The following is a 15,607-nucleotide window of genomic DNA, read 5'->3' as shown; positions in this document are numbered from 1 at the left end:
GCATGAACATTTATGTTGACGAATCGCTTGGCCTGTTCCATCTTCAATCCAAAGATACCAGCTATATTATCCAGCTCGTTGAAGGTTATCCATCCCATGTCTACTGGGGATCACGCCTGCGCCACGACAGCAGCCTGACTGATGCGCTTCAGCTCCGCGAGCGTTCATCGTTTTCACCGAATCCCGTGCCGGGTAAACCGTCCCTGTCCCTGGATGCCCTGCCGCAGGAGTATCCGCAGTATGGAACGAGTGACTTCCGCCGTCCAGCCTATCAGGCCCAGCTTGCCGACGGCAGCCGGATCACGGAGCTGAAATACACAGGCTACGCTATTTCTTCCGGTAAGCCGGTGCTTGAAGGCCTTCCGGCTGTATATGCGGAAAACGACAATGAAGCACAGACACTGGAGCTTACCCTGAAGGACGACTATGCGGGACTTACCGTTAAGCTGCTGTACACCGTCTTCGCCAATCACAGCGCAATTGCCCGCTCTGTACACTTTGAGCATAACGGCACAGAGCCGCTGCGGCTGGAGCAGGCGCTGAGCGCGTCGGTCGATTTTGCCGATTCTTCCTACGATACCCTGCACCTCAGCGGAGCCTGGGTGAGAGAGCGCCACATCCAGCGCCGTGCGCTTGTTCCCGGCGCTGCCGTATCGCTGGAGAGCCGCCGCGGCTCAAGCAGCCACCAGCTTAACCCTTTCCTGGCGCTGCTGCGTCCCGGTGCGGATGAGGATCACGGCGATGTATTCGGCTTCAGCCTTGTATACAGCGGCAGCTTTGCAGCTGTTGCCGAGGTGGAGCAGTTCGGTACAACCCGCGTAAATATCGGGATTAACCCGTTTGATTTCTCCTGGCTGCTGGAGCCGGGCCAAACCTTCCAGACCCCGGAGGCCATTCTCGTCTATTCCGGCGAAGGGCTGGGCGGCATGTCGCGCACCTACCACCGGCTGTACCGGACCCGTCTGTGCCGCGGCGTTCACCGTGACCAGGTCCGTCCGATTCTGGTCAACAACTGGGAAGCGACTTATTTTAACTTTGATGCCGACAAAATTACGGCCATTGCCAAGGAAGCCGGACCGCTTGGAATCGAGCTGTTCGTCCTTGACGACGGCTGGTTCGGCAAGCGTGACAACGATGACAGCTCGCTCGGCGACTGGTTCGAGCACAGCCGCAAGCTGCCCGGAGGCCTTGCTGAGCTTGCCGGCCGTGTAAACGACGAAGGCCTGCAATTCGGCCTGTGGGTCGAGCCGGAGATGGTCTCGCCGGACAGCGAGCTGTACCGCAAGCACCCGGACTGGTGCCTGCACGCTGAAGGGCGCCGCCGCACCGAGGCGCGCAACCAGCTGATTCTTGACCTTTCGCGTCCGGAGGTCTGCGATTACCTGTACGAAACCTTGAGCGCCGTCTTCGCCAGCGCACCGATTACGTATGTCAAGTGGGATATGAACCGCAACATGACCGAGATTGTCTCTGCTGCGGCAGCTCCTGAACGGCAGAAGGAAACCGCACACCGTTACATGCTCGGCCTGTACAATCTGATGGAGCGCCTGACCTCGCGCTTCCCTGACATCCTGTTCGAGAGCTGCTCCGGCGGCGGCGGCCGGTTTGATCCGGGCATGCTGTTCTACATGCCGCAGACCTGGACCAGCGACGACACTGATGCAATCGAGCGTCTCGCGATTCAATACGGCACCAGCATTGTGTACCCTGCCAGCAGCATGGGCGCGCACGTCTCTGCCGTGCCGAACCATCAGGTAGAGCGCACAACCTCGCTTGCGATCCGCGGCGATGTGGCCATGAGCGGCAACTTCGGCTATGAGCTTGATCTTACAGCATTCACTGAAGCCGAAAAGAGCCTCGCTGCACAGCAGATCGCCCAGTACAAGGAGATCCGCTCACTCGTTCAGCAAGGGGATATGTACCGCCTGCTAAGCCCGTTCGAGGGCAGCGGCGATACCGCCTGGATGTTCGTCAGCGAAGACAAAACAGAAGCCTTCGTGGCCTACTTCCGTGTGCTCGCCAAGCCAAACGCTCCGATAACGCGGCTCACGCTCAAGGGACTTGATCCTGAGCTGGACTATGTGCTTGAAACCGGAGCAGCCGGCAGCACGGACAGCCATGGCGCTGCGGATGCAGCTGCCGACAGCACAGCTCCGTTCCAGCCTGCCTTTGACGGCACACCTTACGGCGGCGACCGTCTGATGCGCATCGGGCTCGTGGTCTCCGATCTGCGCGGCGATTTCACCAGCTGCACCTACCGTCTGAGAGCAGTAAAACGCTAAGCTTGCTCCACCACTCAGCCAGCTGATTACAGCAATAGCAATGCAGCAAAAAAGGGTATTTTTCTCCGTCCCGGAGATGAATACCCTTTTCTCTATTTTACCAGTACAAAAGCCCCGGAATTCTCCCCTGTGTGCTCAACAAACAGCTGTATTCTGTCGATATATATTCAGTTAAAATAATTAACATTATAGAGAAACAAAGGGGACATCCTGTATGAGACTGTTAAAAAACCTGGGTATTGCAAAAAAGCTTATGATTCTCATCCTGGTGAGTGCAGCTTCTCTTCTTACCATCGGAACAATCGGGCAGGTCTACACGAATATAATGGCCGATAAATCTACAGTAATGTACGAGGAGAATCTTATCCCGCTCAAAACCGTCATGCAGATCCGGATCAACGCCAGAGCAAGTGATGCCTATACACTTGAGCTGCTGACGACCAAAAAGGCTGACCGTATAAAAGAATTAAATGAAGAAATTATTTCCGCATGGGCGGAAATTGACGACATGATTGGAGAGATTGAAGCGACACATCTCCGGGAAGAGGAGCGTCAGCTTATAGCCCAGTATCATGAGCAGGCCGAGGTGCTGGAAGCTTCGAGACTGCAGGTCATTGAATTAGCCTCTCAGAACAAAAATGAGCTGGCCTATATAGTCTATACAGAAGAAATTGAATCCCAGCGCAAGCTGGTTAATGATACTCTAAAGGCAATGCAGCAATCCAAGGTTGATGGAGCCGGGGAAATCAATTCGGATAATCAGAGCCGGGTCACCCGGATTACGATTATTGCCTCATCCGTCATGATTGCTACGCTTGTGCTGCTTGTCTTCCTCGGCCTGCTGATCTCGCGCATGATTGTCAGACCGGTCAAGGAGGTAAGAGGTCTGCTGCTGCAAGCCGAGCATGGTGACTTCACCGTAAAAAGCAGCTATGTCTCTAAAGACGAAATCGGCGGGCTATCCGCTTCCTTTAATGAAATGACTGGCAAGCTGCAGTCGATCTTCAGCACCGTCCAGGAATCCTCGCATTTCGTCGCCTCCACCTCTGAGGAGCTTAGCGCAAGCGCTGAGCAGAACAGCCATGCAAGCGGGCATATTGCCGAGACCGTACAGGAGCTTGCCACCGGGACGGAAAAGCAGGTTCAACTCGTCGAAGGCAGCTCAGCCTCTATCACGGAGATAAACGGTTACACGCAGACTATTGCCGGCAATACAGAGCAGATGAAGCAGGACGCGCTGCATGCTTCCCGGCTGTCTGCGGAAGGCAACCAGGCTATTACCGAAGTAACAGCCCAGATGAATTCGATCTCCTCCAATGTGCACAGCCTGTTTGAAGCAGTCTCCAGCCTGAATCACCGCTCCGCTGAGATTGGACAGATCATCAGTGTGATTTCCGGCATTTCTGCACAGACTAACCTCCTTGCACTGAATGCTTCTATTGAAGCAGCCAGAGCCGGGGAGCACGGGCGCGGATTTGCAGTTGTCGCCGGGGAGGTCAGAAAACTGGCCGAGCAGTCGGACCGGTCAGCAGAGCAGGTCACGCAGCTGATCCGGCTGATTCAGCAGGATACAGAAGTTACCCTGTCCACGATGGACAAAACCTCACAGGAGGTAGAGTCCGGCTTAAGCATTGTCAATCACGCCGGCCGTTCCTTCCATAACATTGAGGAAGCCGTGAGCCGTTTTGTGGACCAGATTGCAGACATTGCCGAAGCCATCCAGATGCTGGCCGAGGGAACTTCGGGCATCGATCATTCAATCGGCGAGGTCAGCGCTGTAGCCCGGGATTCCGCCTCCATCACCCAGAATATTTCTGCCGCAACTGAAGAGCAGCTGGCTTCCATGCAGGAGATCTCCTCCTCCGCCCAGGCGCTGGCCAGTCTTGCTGATGATCTTCAGAAGATTTTAAACCAGTTCAAAATTTAAAATACAGCTTACAGCCGTATGACAAAAAGGAGCTCCGCTTTTGCAGCGGGGCTCCTTATCCATTCAGGGTCCGTTCTATTCCAGCTCAACCGTCTGATTAAGATTGGAATCCTCCGTATCCTGATTGGTTATTCTTTTGAACATGTAGCTCGCCTTCTCGGCCAGATTGCCGCTCTTCCAGTACTCAGCAGATTCGGCATGGACCTGGATCAGGATGACCTCCGGATCATCATAGCTGGTCTTCAAAAAGGCTTCATAGCCCGGGTTCCAGTATTCCTTCTTCTTGGCCGCATCATTCACAATTCTCGCCACACCGCGGATCGAGACATAGGATTTATCGGCATATACCACATTCACCCGCGGGTCGTGCAGAATCTCGTCGAACTTGCTGGTATCCTTTTTGGTCAAAAACCAGAGGTCTCCGTCAAATTCAACCTCCTGCGTCTTCATCGGCCGGGACACCAGACCTTCAGGTGAAATCGTGGTGAACATCGCCGTATCAATGCCCTTGATCAGCTTGCGCACCGTCTCAACGGCCTCCTGGTGACTATTATTCAAAGTTGACATGCTTAATCGCCTCATTTCTTCCGTGTTAGGTAATAGGTTGTCCAAAGACATACCATTTATTAACCAAAACACGCGGGCGGCTATCTGTGAATTGTGCTACGGTCCGTTACAGCTGCTGCGCAGCAGCCCGGCAAGAATCAGCCCCTCCGGTAATAAGGCAGCCGGCTGAGCGGCACATCGATTTCCAGCCCGGCCGGGCCGGTAACGGTGCTGCCGTCATCCCCGGTCCAGATGCCCTCCGGGAATATTACACGGCGCTGTCTGCCGCCCTTTTGGATAACCGGGGCAACCAGGACAGAGCTGCCCAGCATGAACTGGTCCTTAACGGCCTCCAGGCCCCGGCCCGGGAACTCATAAGCCATATGGCGAATAATGGGTTCACCGGTGACTGAGGCGTGACGGGCCAGCTCCAGAATCTCCTGCCCGAACAAGGCATGTAATGCGGCTGCCTCTACGCAAAGAGCGAGATGCGCTTCATCCAGTACCCGCCACGGAGCTGCCGAGAACTGCATCATCGGAAACAGTGCCGAGCACTGGGCATACCGCACGAACAGCTCGGGATCAATCCTGGCCGAGGTCAGGCTGCCGAATTCTCCACCGCCGATCATATCCGGGCAGGTATAGGCATAACCAAGCAGTCCCTGGGCGAGCCCGTCAGGAATCAGGTCGCCCAGCCCGTTGTCCTGCCAGGCATGGCCCTTGTCCTTAAGCCGCTGCACCAGCGGCTGGCCGGCCAGCTTCCAGCAGGCACGGTACTCATTCAGCCTGTACTTCAGCCCGGCTCTCGCCCAGGCTTCACTATGCCCGCTGCGTGTGGTGGCCGGAATAAAAGCCTGGTCATCCGGCTCATAAAATTCGGCGTCGCCGGCATCCAGCTTGAACCCGTCAATCCCGTACTCCCGCTGCAGGGTATCCAGCTGCTCCTGCATCCACTTCACCGCATCAGGATTTGTACAATCCAGAACCGCGCTATAGCCGTTCCACCATTTCCGGAGGGCTGTCTTGCCTTCCCGGTTCTTCAGCAAAATTCCGGCAGGCTCCAGCTGGCGGAAGGTGCGGGAATCCGGGCTGATGAACGGGCAGACCCATAGCATTACCTTGAAGCCAAGGGCATGAAGCTCCCGGACCATCCGGCCCGGATCAGGGAACCTTCCGGAATGAAAGGTCCAGGTGCCGTAAGGCTCATGCCAATTGTCATCGATCATGATGACGCCCGGCGGCATTCCGTGCTCAAGCACCTTGCGGGCATACTGCAGCACCTTTTCCTGGGTCGGCTCGTACAGCAGCTCGATCCACAGATTATATTGCGGAGCGGTGAACAGCAGCTCCTCCGGGATGCCGGCGGCTGGCGGAAAATAGCTGCGGGATACATGCTCAAACGCTCCTTTTAAGCTGCCGCAGCCCTCTCCGGCTATCAGCTCCCCCTTCCCTGTTACCGTTACAGACCTGTCCTCAAAAAGAAATGCAAAGGGCTCTTCACTCCAGATATATCTCCCCAGGCTTGAGAGCAGCAGCGGACTGGCCTGATTGCCGTTATGATGCTGATCCAGATCTGCCCGGAACAGCTCCTGTCCGTAAGGCATGCTTTTGCCGTCTGCAGCACGTCCGCCCCACCAGTATTCACCCGGAAGCAGCCTGATAATCTGTTCATGCGTTGACATTGAAATCACTCCTTTTTCTAATCCGATCTTACCTGCGGGGCTCGCCTGAGACAATCTAAAAGTTGTGCGCTATAATATAACAAAATTGACTTTTAGGTTTAGGAGGATGAATGATGACTGAGCCGTCAGCATTTGCTTTTCATAATGACGATATCTCAATCTTGATGCTCAGCTCCATCGGGTGGCAGAGAATAAGAAATGCTGAATACAGCTTTGACGGCAATGAGCGTCCGGACTCGGGGCATGTCATTTTTCAGTATACGCTCAGCGGGCAGGGCTGGATCGAGGCGGACCAGCAGCTTATTCCCCTGACTAAAGGCTCAGGCTTTCTGGTCAAGGTTCCCGGAAATTACCGCTACTTTTACTCGCCGGACAGCCAGCCCTGGGAAATTCTCTGGCTGAATATAAGAGGAGCTGAAGCAGCCCGGATCTGGGATATGGTTATCGCCCAGGAGGGCCATGTCATCCGCAGAGAGGCGGATTCCCCGCTGATCACAGCGTTATGGGAGCTGCTGCGGGCCATCGGCGAGGAGAAGGTGACCGACAAATATCTGCTCTCCGCCCAGGTCTACAGCTGGCTGCTGACTCTGGTCCGGACGAGCGGTGAGATTTCCAAGGATATCAGCGCGGCTACCAGCTCGATTATTCTAAAGGCCAAAAAATACATGAGGGCGCACTACGCCGAGCCGTTGACTCTGGACCTGCTTGCAGAGCATTGCGGGGTCAACAAGCATCATCTGTGCCGGCTGTTCCAGAAATCGGAGCAGACCTCCCCGCTCGCCTATCTTAGGGAACGGCGGGTGGAGGCGGCCGTCTCCCTGCTGCGTACCACCGATCTTTCCATACAGGAAATCGGCCGTGAGTGCGGCTTTGACAGCCCAAGCTATTTCGGCAAGGTATTCCGCGAATATATGTCTATGACCCCGAAGGATTACCGGCTGAAAAAGCTGGAATTTCCGTACGATGCGATTTATTATGAGTGAGCCTTGCCTGCGCTCCGGCAGAACTGCCTCCAGAATGTCAATTGTAATCAGCCGGATGTGCCTGTACAATAAACCGTGTCAAAGAATGGAAGCACCGACAGGAGAATGCTGATGGGGACTACACAAAAAAAACGGTGGTGGGGCAGCCGGAGCGTGCTGCTAACCTGGACTTTATCTTATCTGGCCGTGCTGCTGCTGCCGGTCGCGCTGAGCTCAATCGTCTATTACCAGTCCAGCAGGATGCTGGCTGACGAGATCCATCTGGCCAACAATTCCTTGCTCAGGCAATTAAGAGAGCTGATGGACAAGCAGATTGAAGCGGTCAACCGGCTCGATTTCGAGCTGAACTGGAATACCAAATTCCGTGAGCTGGTCGATCAGCACAAGTACGCTATTTTTCCGGAAGAATATATGTATGACCTTTACGATGCCACCAAGGACATGTCCCTCTATCAGTCGGCTTACGGCGAGACCGACCTGTTCTATATCTACCTGGCGGCCAGGGATACCGTCCTGCTTCCCGGCGTATACCGGAGTGCGAGGTTTGCCTACAATGAGCATCATAATTCCAGTATGCTCAGCTATGAGGAATGGACGGATATTCTGCAGCGCCAAAAGTTCAAGGGCTTCGTGCCCGTTAAGCGCAACAATGAGAACGGGGTTTCCGTGGATGCGCTCGCCTATGTAAGCACCTATGATTACGAGGAGGGCAAGCCTTCAGGTGCCAATGTTATCCTGATCGACAAATCCAATATCCTTACCTCCCTGCTTAACATCGAGGCTTTCAGCAAGGGGCATGTACTGATTGCAGACGCCGATAACAATGTGCTGGTATCCAGCTCAAGTGAGGAGCTTCCCGCCAGGCTTCCCTTTGATACCCAGTCCGGCGGCATGTTCATCTGGGAGTCGGGAGGCCGGCAGTACGAGGTGTTTTCCATCCAGTCTGCGGTATCCAATCTTAAATATATTTCCCTCGTTCCCAGTGAGGTCTACTGGAAGAAGGCGGAGCTTGTCCGCAAGCTCACTTATATCAGCATTCTGGCCAGCCTGCTCGGCGGCGGATGCCTAACCTACATCTTTCTGCGTAAAAACTACAATCCGCTGCGGAAAATTGTACACGCTTTCAATAATAAAGCGGCTCTCCGGGAGAAAGCGGCGAACGAATTTCATTTTATCCAGCAGGCCGTGGACAGTACTTTAAGCGATCTGGACAACATGATGCTGGAGATGAAAAAGCAGCATTACAGCCTGCGCTCCGGCTACATGATGAAATGGTTCAAGGGCAAGCGGGACCATGAGCTTCCGCTGGCTGAAGCCTTGACTGCCTTTGATATCCGGCTGCTGTCCGCAGATTTCGGGATTCTGCTGTTCTACATGGAGGATGTGGATATTTTTCTGGAAAGGGTTCAGGGAAAGACGGCTGAGGAAAAGCTGCGGTTGCTGCATTTTATCGTGCGCAACGTTGTGGAGGAGCTGGTCAATGTCAGACACCGGGGTTATCTGGTGGAAAATGATGACGCCATGCCTTGCCTTGTCAGTCTGTCCGGGCTGTCTCCGGAAGAGCAGGCCGGGGATTTGCTCCAGGCAGCCCGGTCCGCCCAGGATTTTCTTGCCCGGACCTACAGCATTTATATTACGGTATCCATCAGCCGGGTTCACAGCGGCCTGGAGCATGTTCCGCAGGCCTATCAGGAAGCGCTGGAGGCTATGGAATATAAGCTGGTGATGGGCAAGCAGGAGATTCTCGCCTATGAGGACATTCAGCGGTACAGCATCCAGGCGGATACCGATTCCGGCTATTATTATCCGCTCCAGAGTGAGCAGCAGCTGATCAATTACGTCAAGGTCGGGGATTTCCCGGCGGCCAGGGCGGCCCTCGAGGATATTCTGCAGATGAACTTCTCGGCCCACCCGGTCAAGCTGCCGCTGGCCCGCTGTCTGATTCTCGATCTGGCCGGTACATTAATCAAAAGCATGGGCGAGCTTGGCGCGGGCCGGGACAATATCCTGATCCAGAACCCCAAGATCATTGACAGGCTCTCCTCCTCCGAGACGCTCTCGGAAATGCAGGAGCAGCTTGAGAGCATGCTCGGGGAGGTCTGTGATTACGCCGCAGCCAGACGCCTGCAGAATGTGCAGGAGAACCGCCAGCGCGCGTTGACGGAGCTGATCAGCGAGGTTTCCGCTTTTATCGATAACCATTATACGGATCCTGGCTTAAACGTCTCCCTCCTCGGCCAGCAGTTTGATATGAAGCCCACCTACCTGTCGCGGCTGTTCAAGGAGCAGTCCGGTGAAGGCCTGCTGGATAAGATCAACAAGAAACGGATTGACTGGTCTAAGCAGCTGATCGCGGATAAACGGCTGACCGTCCAGGAGGCGGCGGAGAAATCCGGCTTCAATGATGTCGGCACTTATATCCGTACGTTCAAGAAGCTTGAGGGCATCACCCCCGGCAAATATAAAGAGACCATCGATGGTTGACTCCTCTCTTCCCTGCCTGCCATCCTGTATGGCGGACGGGGATTTTTTATACTGTTTTAGGCAGAAAAAGGCCCCCGACCCCCATTCGCCTATCCATTTGTCTATTTTGCCGATGCTGAACCTACAGGTTTCAATCCCATTGGATATACTGCGCATGTACAGTTACGCCGGGCGGACTTTATAGTTAGGGCATGAGCCGCCGCTGCACGGCAGGTTCAGAAAGATAAGCTCAGAAAGCACATTCAGGGAGGTTAACAAGAATGAGAAGAGCAAGCAGAAGGATCATGTTTTCGCTCATGACATTCCTCTTAGCGGGAAGCACGCTTACAGGATGCTCGGGCAACAACGGGAACAAGGAGGCAGCCCCATCCACGGATTCGTCTACAGAAGCTGCGGCAGTGACGTATCCGATTGAGACAGATAAGACGCTTACGTATTGGGGAGCACTGCCGAATGCGCTGACCGGAGTAAGATCAGAGCATGCTGAGGTTCCCTTCTATCAGGAATGGCAAAAGCAGACGGGGATCAAAGTAGATTTCACTGCCCCTCCAACCAACCAGATCGATGAATCCTTTAACGTCATGCTGGCATCGGGTGAGCTGCCGGATATGCTGGAATATAACTTTTTCGGCTTCCCCGGCGGACCGGAGAAAGCAATCAAGGACGGCTACATTCTGGAGCTGAATGAGCTGATCGACAAATACGCTCCGAATTACAAAAAGTATCTGCAGGAGCATCCCGAGGTTGAGAAAATGGTCAAAACCGATAACGGAAGCTATTATGCCTTTCCTTTTATCCGCGGGGATGAATCCCTCCTGACCTTCCAGGGCCCGGTCATCCGCAAGGACTGGCTCGATGAGCTGGGTCTGCCTGTGCCTGAAACGATTGATGAATGGACAGCAACCTTGAAAGCGTTTAAGGAGAAAAAAGGGGCCGCCGCACCGATCTCCTTCGTCGGCAAGCCGCGTGTATTCAATGAACTGGGCAACGGCGCTTTTGTAGGTGCGTTCGGCGTTACCCGTGACTTCTATCTGGAGGACGGAAAAGTGAAGTTTGGCCCTGCCGAGCCGGGCTATAAGGATTTCCTGAGCCTGTTCCGCCAGTGGTATGCCGAAGGGCTGCTGGATAAAGACGTGGCTACAGTGGATTCCAAGGTGATGGACGCGAATATTACATCGGGTGCAACCGGGGCTACCTGGGGCAACTCCGGCGGCGGCATTGGCAAATGGACGCCGATCCTCAAAGAAAAGGACTCTAAGGCTTCAATTATAGCAGCGCCGTATCCGGTGCTCGAAAAAGGAACAACGCCTAAGTTTGGACAAAGAGACTACTTCATGTCCACCGGCGGTATGGTAGCGATCTCGGCCACCTCCAAGAATGCCGAGCTTGCAGTAAAGCTGCTGGATTACGGCTACAGCGAAGCTGGCAGTATGCTGTTTAACTTCGGAACCGAAGGCGTCAGCTATGCCCTAGAAAACGGTGAGCCGGTATTTACCGATCTGCTGATGAACAATCCTGAGAAGCTGGCTCCGGCTCAGGCGATGTCACTCTATATCCGCGGCAATACCATGGGGCCTTTTGTTTCTGACAAACGGGTCTCCGAGCAGTATCTGAACCTGCCTGAGCAGCAGGAAGCCGTAGCAACGTGGCAAAAAACGGATATGGCCAAATACCAGATTCCGCTCGTTACCCCAACCCCGGAGGAAAGTGCAGAATTCGCCAACATTATGGCGGATGTAAACACCCTTGTAGATGAAATGACCCTGAAGATCATTCTCGGGACTGAACCGCTGGAAGCTTATAGCGGGTATCTGGATAAGCTGAATTCCGTCAAGCTATCCCGGGCAATCGAAATTAAACAGGCGGCGCTGGAGCGGTATTTGCAGCGTTAGACCAAAGAAGGTATAAAACGGAGCAGGCGGGAGACATCCTCTCCCTGCTTCCTTTAAGGAGGAGAGCAGAAAACCATGTCTAAACTGGCACCGATGAGCGGATACAAAACCGCGTCTTCGCATAACAGCTTCAAACAGCGCTTCATTCGTGATTTCAAGCTTAACAAGCTGCTGTATTTTATGATGATACCTGTCTTGCTTTACTATGTTATTTTCCACTATGCACCGATGTACGGGGCAGTAATCGCCTTTAAGGATTTTTCACCGATGAAAGGAATTATGGGCAGTGAATGGGTCGGACTCCAGCATTTCCGCGACTTTTTCTCCAGCTATTATTTCTGGCGCATTCTGAAGAATACGGTGGTCATCAGCTTGTATTCCATCATTTTCATGTTTCCGGCTCCGATTATTCTTGCGCTGCTGATCAATGAAGTCAGAAACCAGGCCTTCAAACGGGTCGTTCAGACCGTTTCCTATATGCCTTATTTTATCTCCCTTGTTGTTATCTGCGGTATGATTACCGATTTCACCAACAGCAACGGAATCATCAACTCCCTTTTCTCCCTGTTCGGCTATGACGGAGCCGCCATGCTGCAGAAGCCGGGCCTGTTCCGTCCGGTCTATATCCTGTCCGAAATCTGGCAGAAGATCGGCTGGGAATCCATTATTTACATCGCCGCACTGGCGGGTATCGACCAGGAGCAATATGAGGCCGCCCGGATCGACGGGGCCAGCCGCCTGAAGCAGATGCTGTACATCACGCTGCCGGGGATTCTGCCTACGATCACCATCATGTTCATTCTGCGGATGGGCAACATGCTGAACGTCGGCTTTGAAAAAATCATCCTGCTCTACAGCCCGGTTACCTATGAAACCGCTGATGTTATCTCCTCCTTTGTCTACCGCAAAGGTCTGCTGGAATTCGGCTGGAGCTACAGCTCGGCAGTCGGCCTGTTCAACTCGCTTGTGAATCTGATTCTGCTCATCTCGGCCAACTATATCAGCCGTAAGGTCAACAAGAGCAGCTTATGGTAGGAGGAAAATATGATGCAAGCCGAAAACGGCCTGAAAAATAAAGCTTTTGACTGGATTATCAACACCGCACTCATTCTGCTGGTCATCGTTACCCTGTATCCGCTGCTGTACGTCACCTTCGCTTCCTTCAGTGAGTCCTCGCAGTTGGTTGCGAACAAGGGCTTTCTATTTAAGCCGCTGGGCTTCAGCCTTGAAGCTTATAAGAGTGTATTCAGTAATCCCGGCATCATCAAGGGGTATGGAAATACGCTGTTCATTCTCGTTGTCGGGGTTACGCTTAACCTGTTCCTGACTGCGGTCGCAGCCTACGTATTATCCAGACGGAACGTGATGTGGAACAATCTGTTCACCTTCCTGATTATCTTCACCATGTTCTTTCATGGCGGACTGATTCCACTCTACCTGATCGTCAAAAATGTCGGCCTGATCGACTCCCTGTGGGCCACTATTGTCCCATTCGCTGTGAGCACATTTAACCTGATCATCATGCGCACCTCCTTCTCGGCCATCCCCGAGAGCCTGGAGGAATCGGCAAAGATTGACGGGGCCAACCATCTGACGATCCTGTTCCGGATTATCCTGCCGCTGTCCAAGCCAGTAGTAGCCGTTATGATTCTCTATTATGCAGTAGAGAAATGGAACGCATGGTTCTACGCATCCATTTTCCTGAAGGACCGGGACCTGTTCCCGCTGCAGCTGGTGCTCCGCGAGATTCTGATCGCCAATTCCACCGACAATATGTCCACCGGAGCCAGCTCTGCCGACCAGTTCATGATCGGGGAGACCATTAAATACGCTACGATTATCGTAGCAACGGTGCCGATCCTGGTTGTATATCCTTTTGTGCAGAAGTATTTCGAGAAGGGTGTCATGATCGGTGCGGTGAAGGGGTAACCGGTTGCCGGATACTCCGTTAAAAGCAAAACATGCGGTACGCTATTATCGGCGCACCGCATGTTTATTGTGCTGCCGGAGCAGCCGGGCTTATCCTTTTAATCCGGTTGTACTGATTCCTTCAACAATATAGCGCTGGAATATGAAGAAGACCAGAATGGGCGGAATGAGCGACAAGGTAGCCATCGCGAACATCGCGGACCAGTCCGTACCGGAGCTCGGGTCGGCGAACAGCCGGAGGGCTACACTGAGCGTGTACAGCTGAGGTCTGCCCAGATAGATCAGCGCACCGAAGAAGTTATCCCAGGCCCAGTAAAATTCAAAGATGGCCGCGGTGACCAGCGCCGGCTTGATCAGCGGCAGAATAACCCGGTAGAAAATGCCGAACCGGCTGCAGCCGTCAATTTTGGCCGCTTCATCAAGCTCATAGGGAATGGTGCGGATAAACTGCAGCAGCAGGAAGATAAAGAACGCTGAGCCGAAAAAGGCCGGAACAATCAAAGGCAGGAACGTATTGACCCAGCCTATTTTATAAAAAATAATATATTGCGGAATCTGCACAATCTGCCCCGGCAGCAGCAGTGTCAGCATGACGGTTGCGAACCAGAAGCCTTTCAGCCTGAACGGTATTCTGGCGAAGCCGTAAGAAATCAGGGAGCAGGAGACAAGCGTCCCTGTCACAACTGAGCAGACAATAATAATGGTATTCTTGAAAAAGGTCCCGAAGGTAATCCCGGCAAACCCGCGCCAGCCGCTGATATAGCTGCCGAAATCCCAGCTGGTCGGAATCAGCGAATGCGCGCTTACAAACACCTGGGAGCTTTCTTTTAGGGAGCTGGCCACCATCCAGACAAGCGGATACAGCGAGACGATCCCGATCAGGAGGCATACCAGGTGTACCGTCAGCCTGCTGGCATTCTTTTTTGTATTTGGCATCATAGCGGCTATCCTTTCGACTCGTAATGTACCCATGCGGAGGATGACTTAAAGACAAGCGCGGTCAGTACGGCAACAATAAGCAGCAGGAAGCAGGATAAGGCCGCCGCATAGCCCATGTCCAGAAACTCAAAGCCCTGCCGGTATACATACAGCTGATAGAATAAGGTCCGGTCCAGCGGTCCGCCTGACGTAATAATAAGCCCCTGGGTAAAGGTCATGAAACCTCCGATAATCTGCATCACCAGATTGAACAGGATGACCGGGGTCAGCAGGGGAAGCGTGATTTTGACAAACCGGTGGAAGCCGTTCGCTCCGTCAACAACCGCTGCTTCGTAATAGGAATCGGGAATGTTTTTGAGCCCGGCCAGAAAAATGATCATCGGCGAGCCGAACTGCCAGACCGCCATCAGGATCAGGGTCCACAGCGCCGTATCAGGATTGGCAATCCATGAGGTATTGGGGCTGGTGCCGGTGAACAGGCCGATGATTCCGTTAACGGCCCCGTTCAGGCCAAACAGCTGGCCCCACATGACCGCCACCGCTACACTGCCTCCGATGATGGAGGGAATGTAAAAGGCCGTCCGGTATAAGCCGACAAACCTGATCTTCATGTTCAGCAGCATCGCAATGAATAAAGCAAAGATGAGGCGGAGCGGGATTGCAGTCAGCACATAGAAGAAGGTAACCTTCAGGCTGGTCAGGAACTTCTCATCCACCGTGAACATGCGGATAAAGTTATCCAGCCCGACCCAGCCGGGTGATGACAAGAGATCATAATCAGTAAAGGCGAAATAGAATAAAGCCACAAACGGTATGAGCGTAAATGCGGTAAAGCCTATAATCCACGGTAAAATAAATAGATAGCCGGTCCGGTTCTCATAACCTGCTTTAACGGCCTTTTGTGTCATTAGCTTCATCACACCTGTCTGCGGCCGGCTGCTTC

11 protein-coding genes are annotated in these 15,607 nt (G+C 53.6%); 7 read left to right on the top strand and 4 right to left on the bottom strand.

Going from position 1 to position 15,607, the window contains the following annotated elements:
* Positions 1-2: 2 nt before the first annotated feature.
* Together R70723_RS07880 and R70723_RS07875 are read left to right on the top strand one after the other, a co-directional pair.
* Positions 3-2,282, top strand: a complete 2,280-nt coding sequence (locus tag R70723_RS07880; protein WP_039878411.1) for an alpha-galactosidase — start codon at positions 3-5, stop codon at positions 2,280-2,282.
* Between the two features lie 214 nt (positions 2,283-2,496).
* On the top strand, positions 2,497-4,209 hold the full coding sequence (locus R70723_RS07875) for a methyl-accepting chemotaxis protein (RefSeq protein WP_039871153.1): 1,713 nt from the start codon (positions 2,497-2,499) through the stop codon (positions 4,207-4,209).
* A 75-nt stretch (positions 4,210-4,284) separates the two neighbouring features.
* Here the strand turns inward: R70723_RS07875 and R70723_RS07870 are convergent, their stop codons facing one another.
* Both R70723_RS07870 and R70723_RS07865 read right to left on the bottom strand, forming a co-directional pair.
* Positions 4,285-4,776: a pyridoxamine 5'-phosphate oxidase family protein gene (locus R70723_RS07870; RefSeq protein ID WP_039871151.1), complete on the bottom strand. Its 492-nt coding sequence runs from the start codon at positions 4,774-4,776 to the stop codon at positions 4,285-4,287.
* A 137-nt stretch (positions 4,777-4,913) separates the two neighbouring features.
* Positions 4,914-6,437 (bottom strand): glycoside hydrolase family 31 protein, encoded by a 1,524-nt coding sequence (locus R70723_RS07865; protein ID WP_039871149.1) that lies wholly within the window; start codon positions 6,435-6,437, stop codon positions 4,914-4,916.
* Between the two features lie 110 nt (positions 6,438-6,547).
* On the opposite strand from R70723_RS07865, the gene R70723_RS07860 reads away from it, so the two are divergent.
* From R70723_RS07860 to R70723_RS07840, 5 genes are all read left to right on the top strand, one after another.
* Positions 6,548-7,420 (top strand): AraC family transcriptional regulator, encoded by an 873-nt coding sequence (locus R70723_RS07860; protein ID WP_231574841.1) that lies wholly within the window; start codon positions 6,548-6,550, stop codon positions 7,418-7,420.
* A gap of 111 nt (positions 7,421-7,531) precedes the next feature.
* Positions 7,532-9,904 carry a helix-turn-helix domain-containing protein gene (locus tag R70723_RS07855; RefSeq protein WP_047171061.1) on the top strand — a complete coding sequence of 791 codons (2,373 nt, stop codon included), beginning with the start codon at positions 7,532-7,534 and terminating at the stop codon, positions 9,902-9,904.
* A 260-nt stretch (positions 9,905-10,164) separates the two neighbouring features.
* Entirely contained in the window at positions 10,165-11,796 is a 1,632-nt protein-coding gene (locus tag R70723_RS07850) for an extracellular solute-binding protein (RefSeq protein WP_047171060.1), read from the top strand.
* A gap of 93 nt (positions 11,797-11,889) precedes the next feature.
* Positions 11,890-12,831 carry an ABC transporter permease gene (locus tag R70723_RS07845; RefSeq protein ID WP_047171355.1) on the top strand — a complete coding sequence of 314 codons (942 nt, stop codon included), beginning with the start codon at positions 11,890-11,892 and terminating at the stop codon, positions 12,829-12,831.
* A gap of 12 nt (positions 12,832-12,843) precedes the next feature.
* Positions 12,844-13,725: a carbohydrate ABC transporter permease gene (locus R70723_RS07840; RefSeq protein ID WP_039871145.1), complete on the top strand. Its 882-nt coding sequence runs from the start codon at positions 12,844-12,846 to the stop codon at positions 13,723-13,725.
* 90 nt (positions 13,726-13,815) lie between these two features.
* Here the strand turns inward: R70723_RS07840 and R70723_RS07835 are convergent, their stop codons facing one another.
* Both R70723_RS07835 and R70723_RS07830 read right to left on the bottom strand, forming a co-directional pair.
* A complete protein-coding gene (locus tag R70723_RS07835; protein ID WP_047171059.1) occupies positions 13,816-14,664 on the bottom strand; it encodes a carbohydrate ABC transporter permease in 849 nt (282 codons plus the stop codon).
* Between the two features lie 5 nt (positions 14,665-14,669).
* Complete coding sequence (locus R70723_RS07830; RefSeq protein WP_039871141.1) at positions 14,670-15,572, bottom strand: carbohydrate ABC transporter permease; 903 nt, start codon at positions 15,570-15,572, stop codon at positions 14,670-14,672.
* Positions 15,573-15,607: the final 35 nt, after the last annotated feature.

This window comes from Paenibacillus sp. FSL R7-0273 (genome assembly GCF_000758625.1).
In the GTDB taxonomy this organism is placed as follows: Bacteria; Bacillota; Bacilli; order Paenibacillales; family Paenibacillaceae; genus Paenibacillus_AQ.
This window is presented reverse-complemented; position numbering and strand designations above follow the sequence as displayed.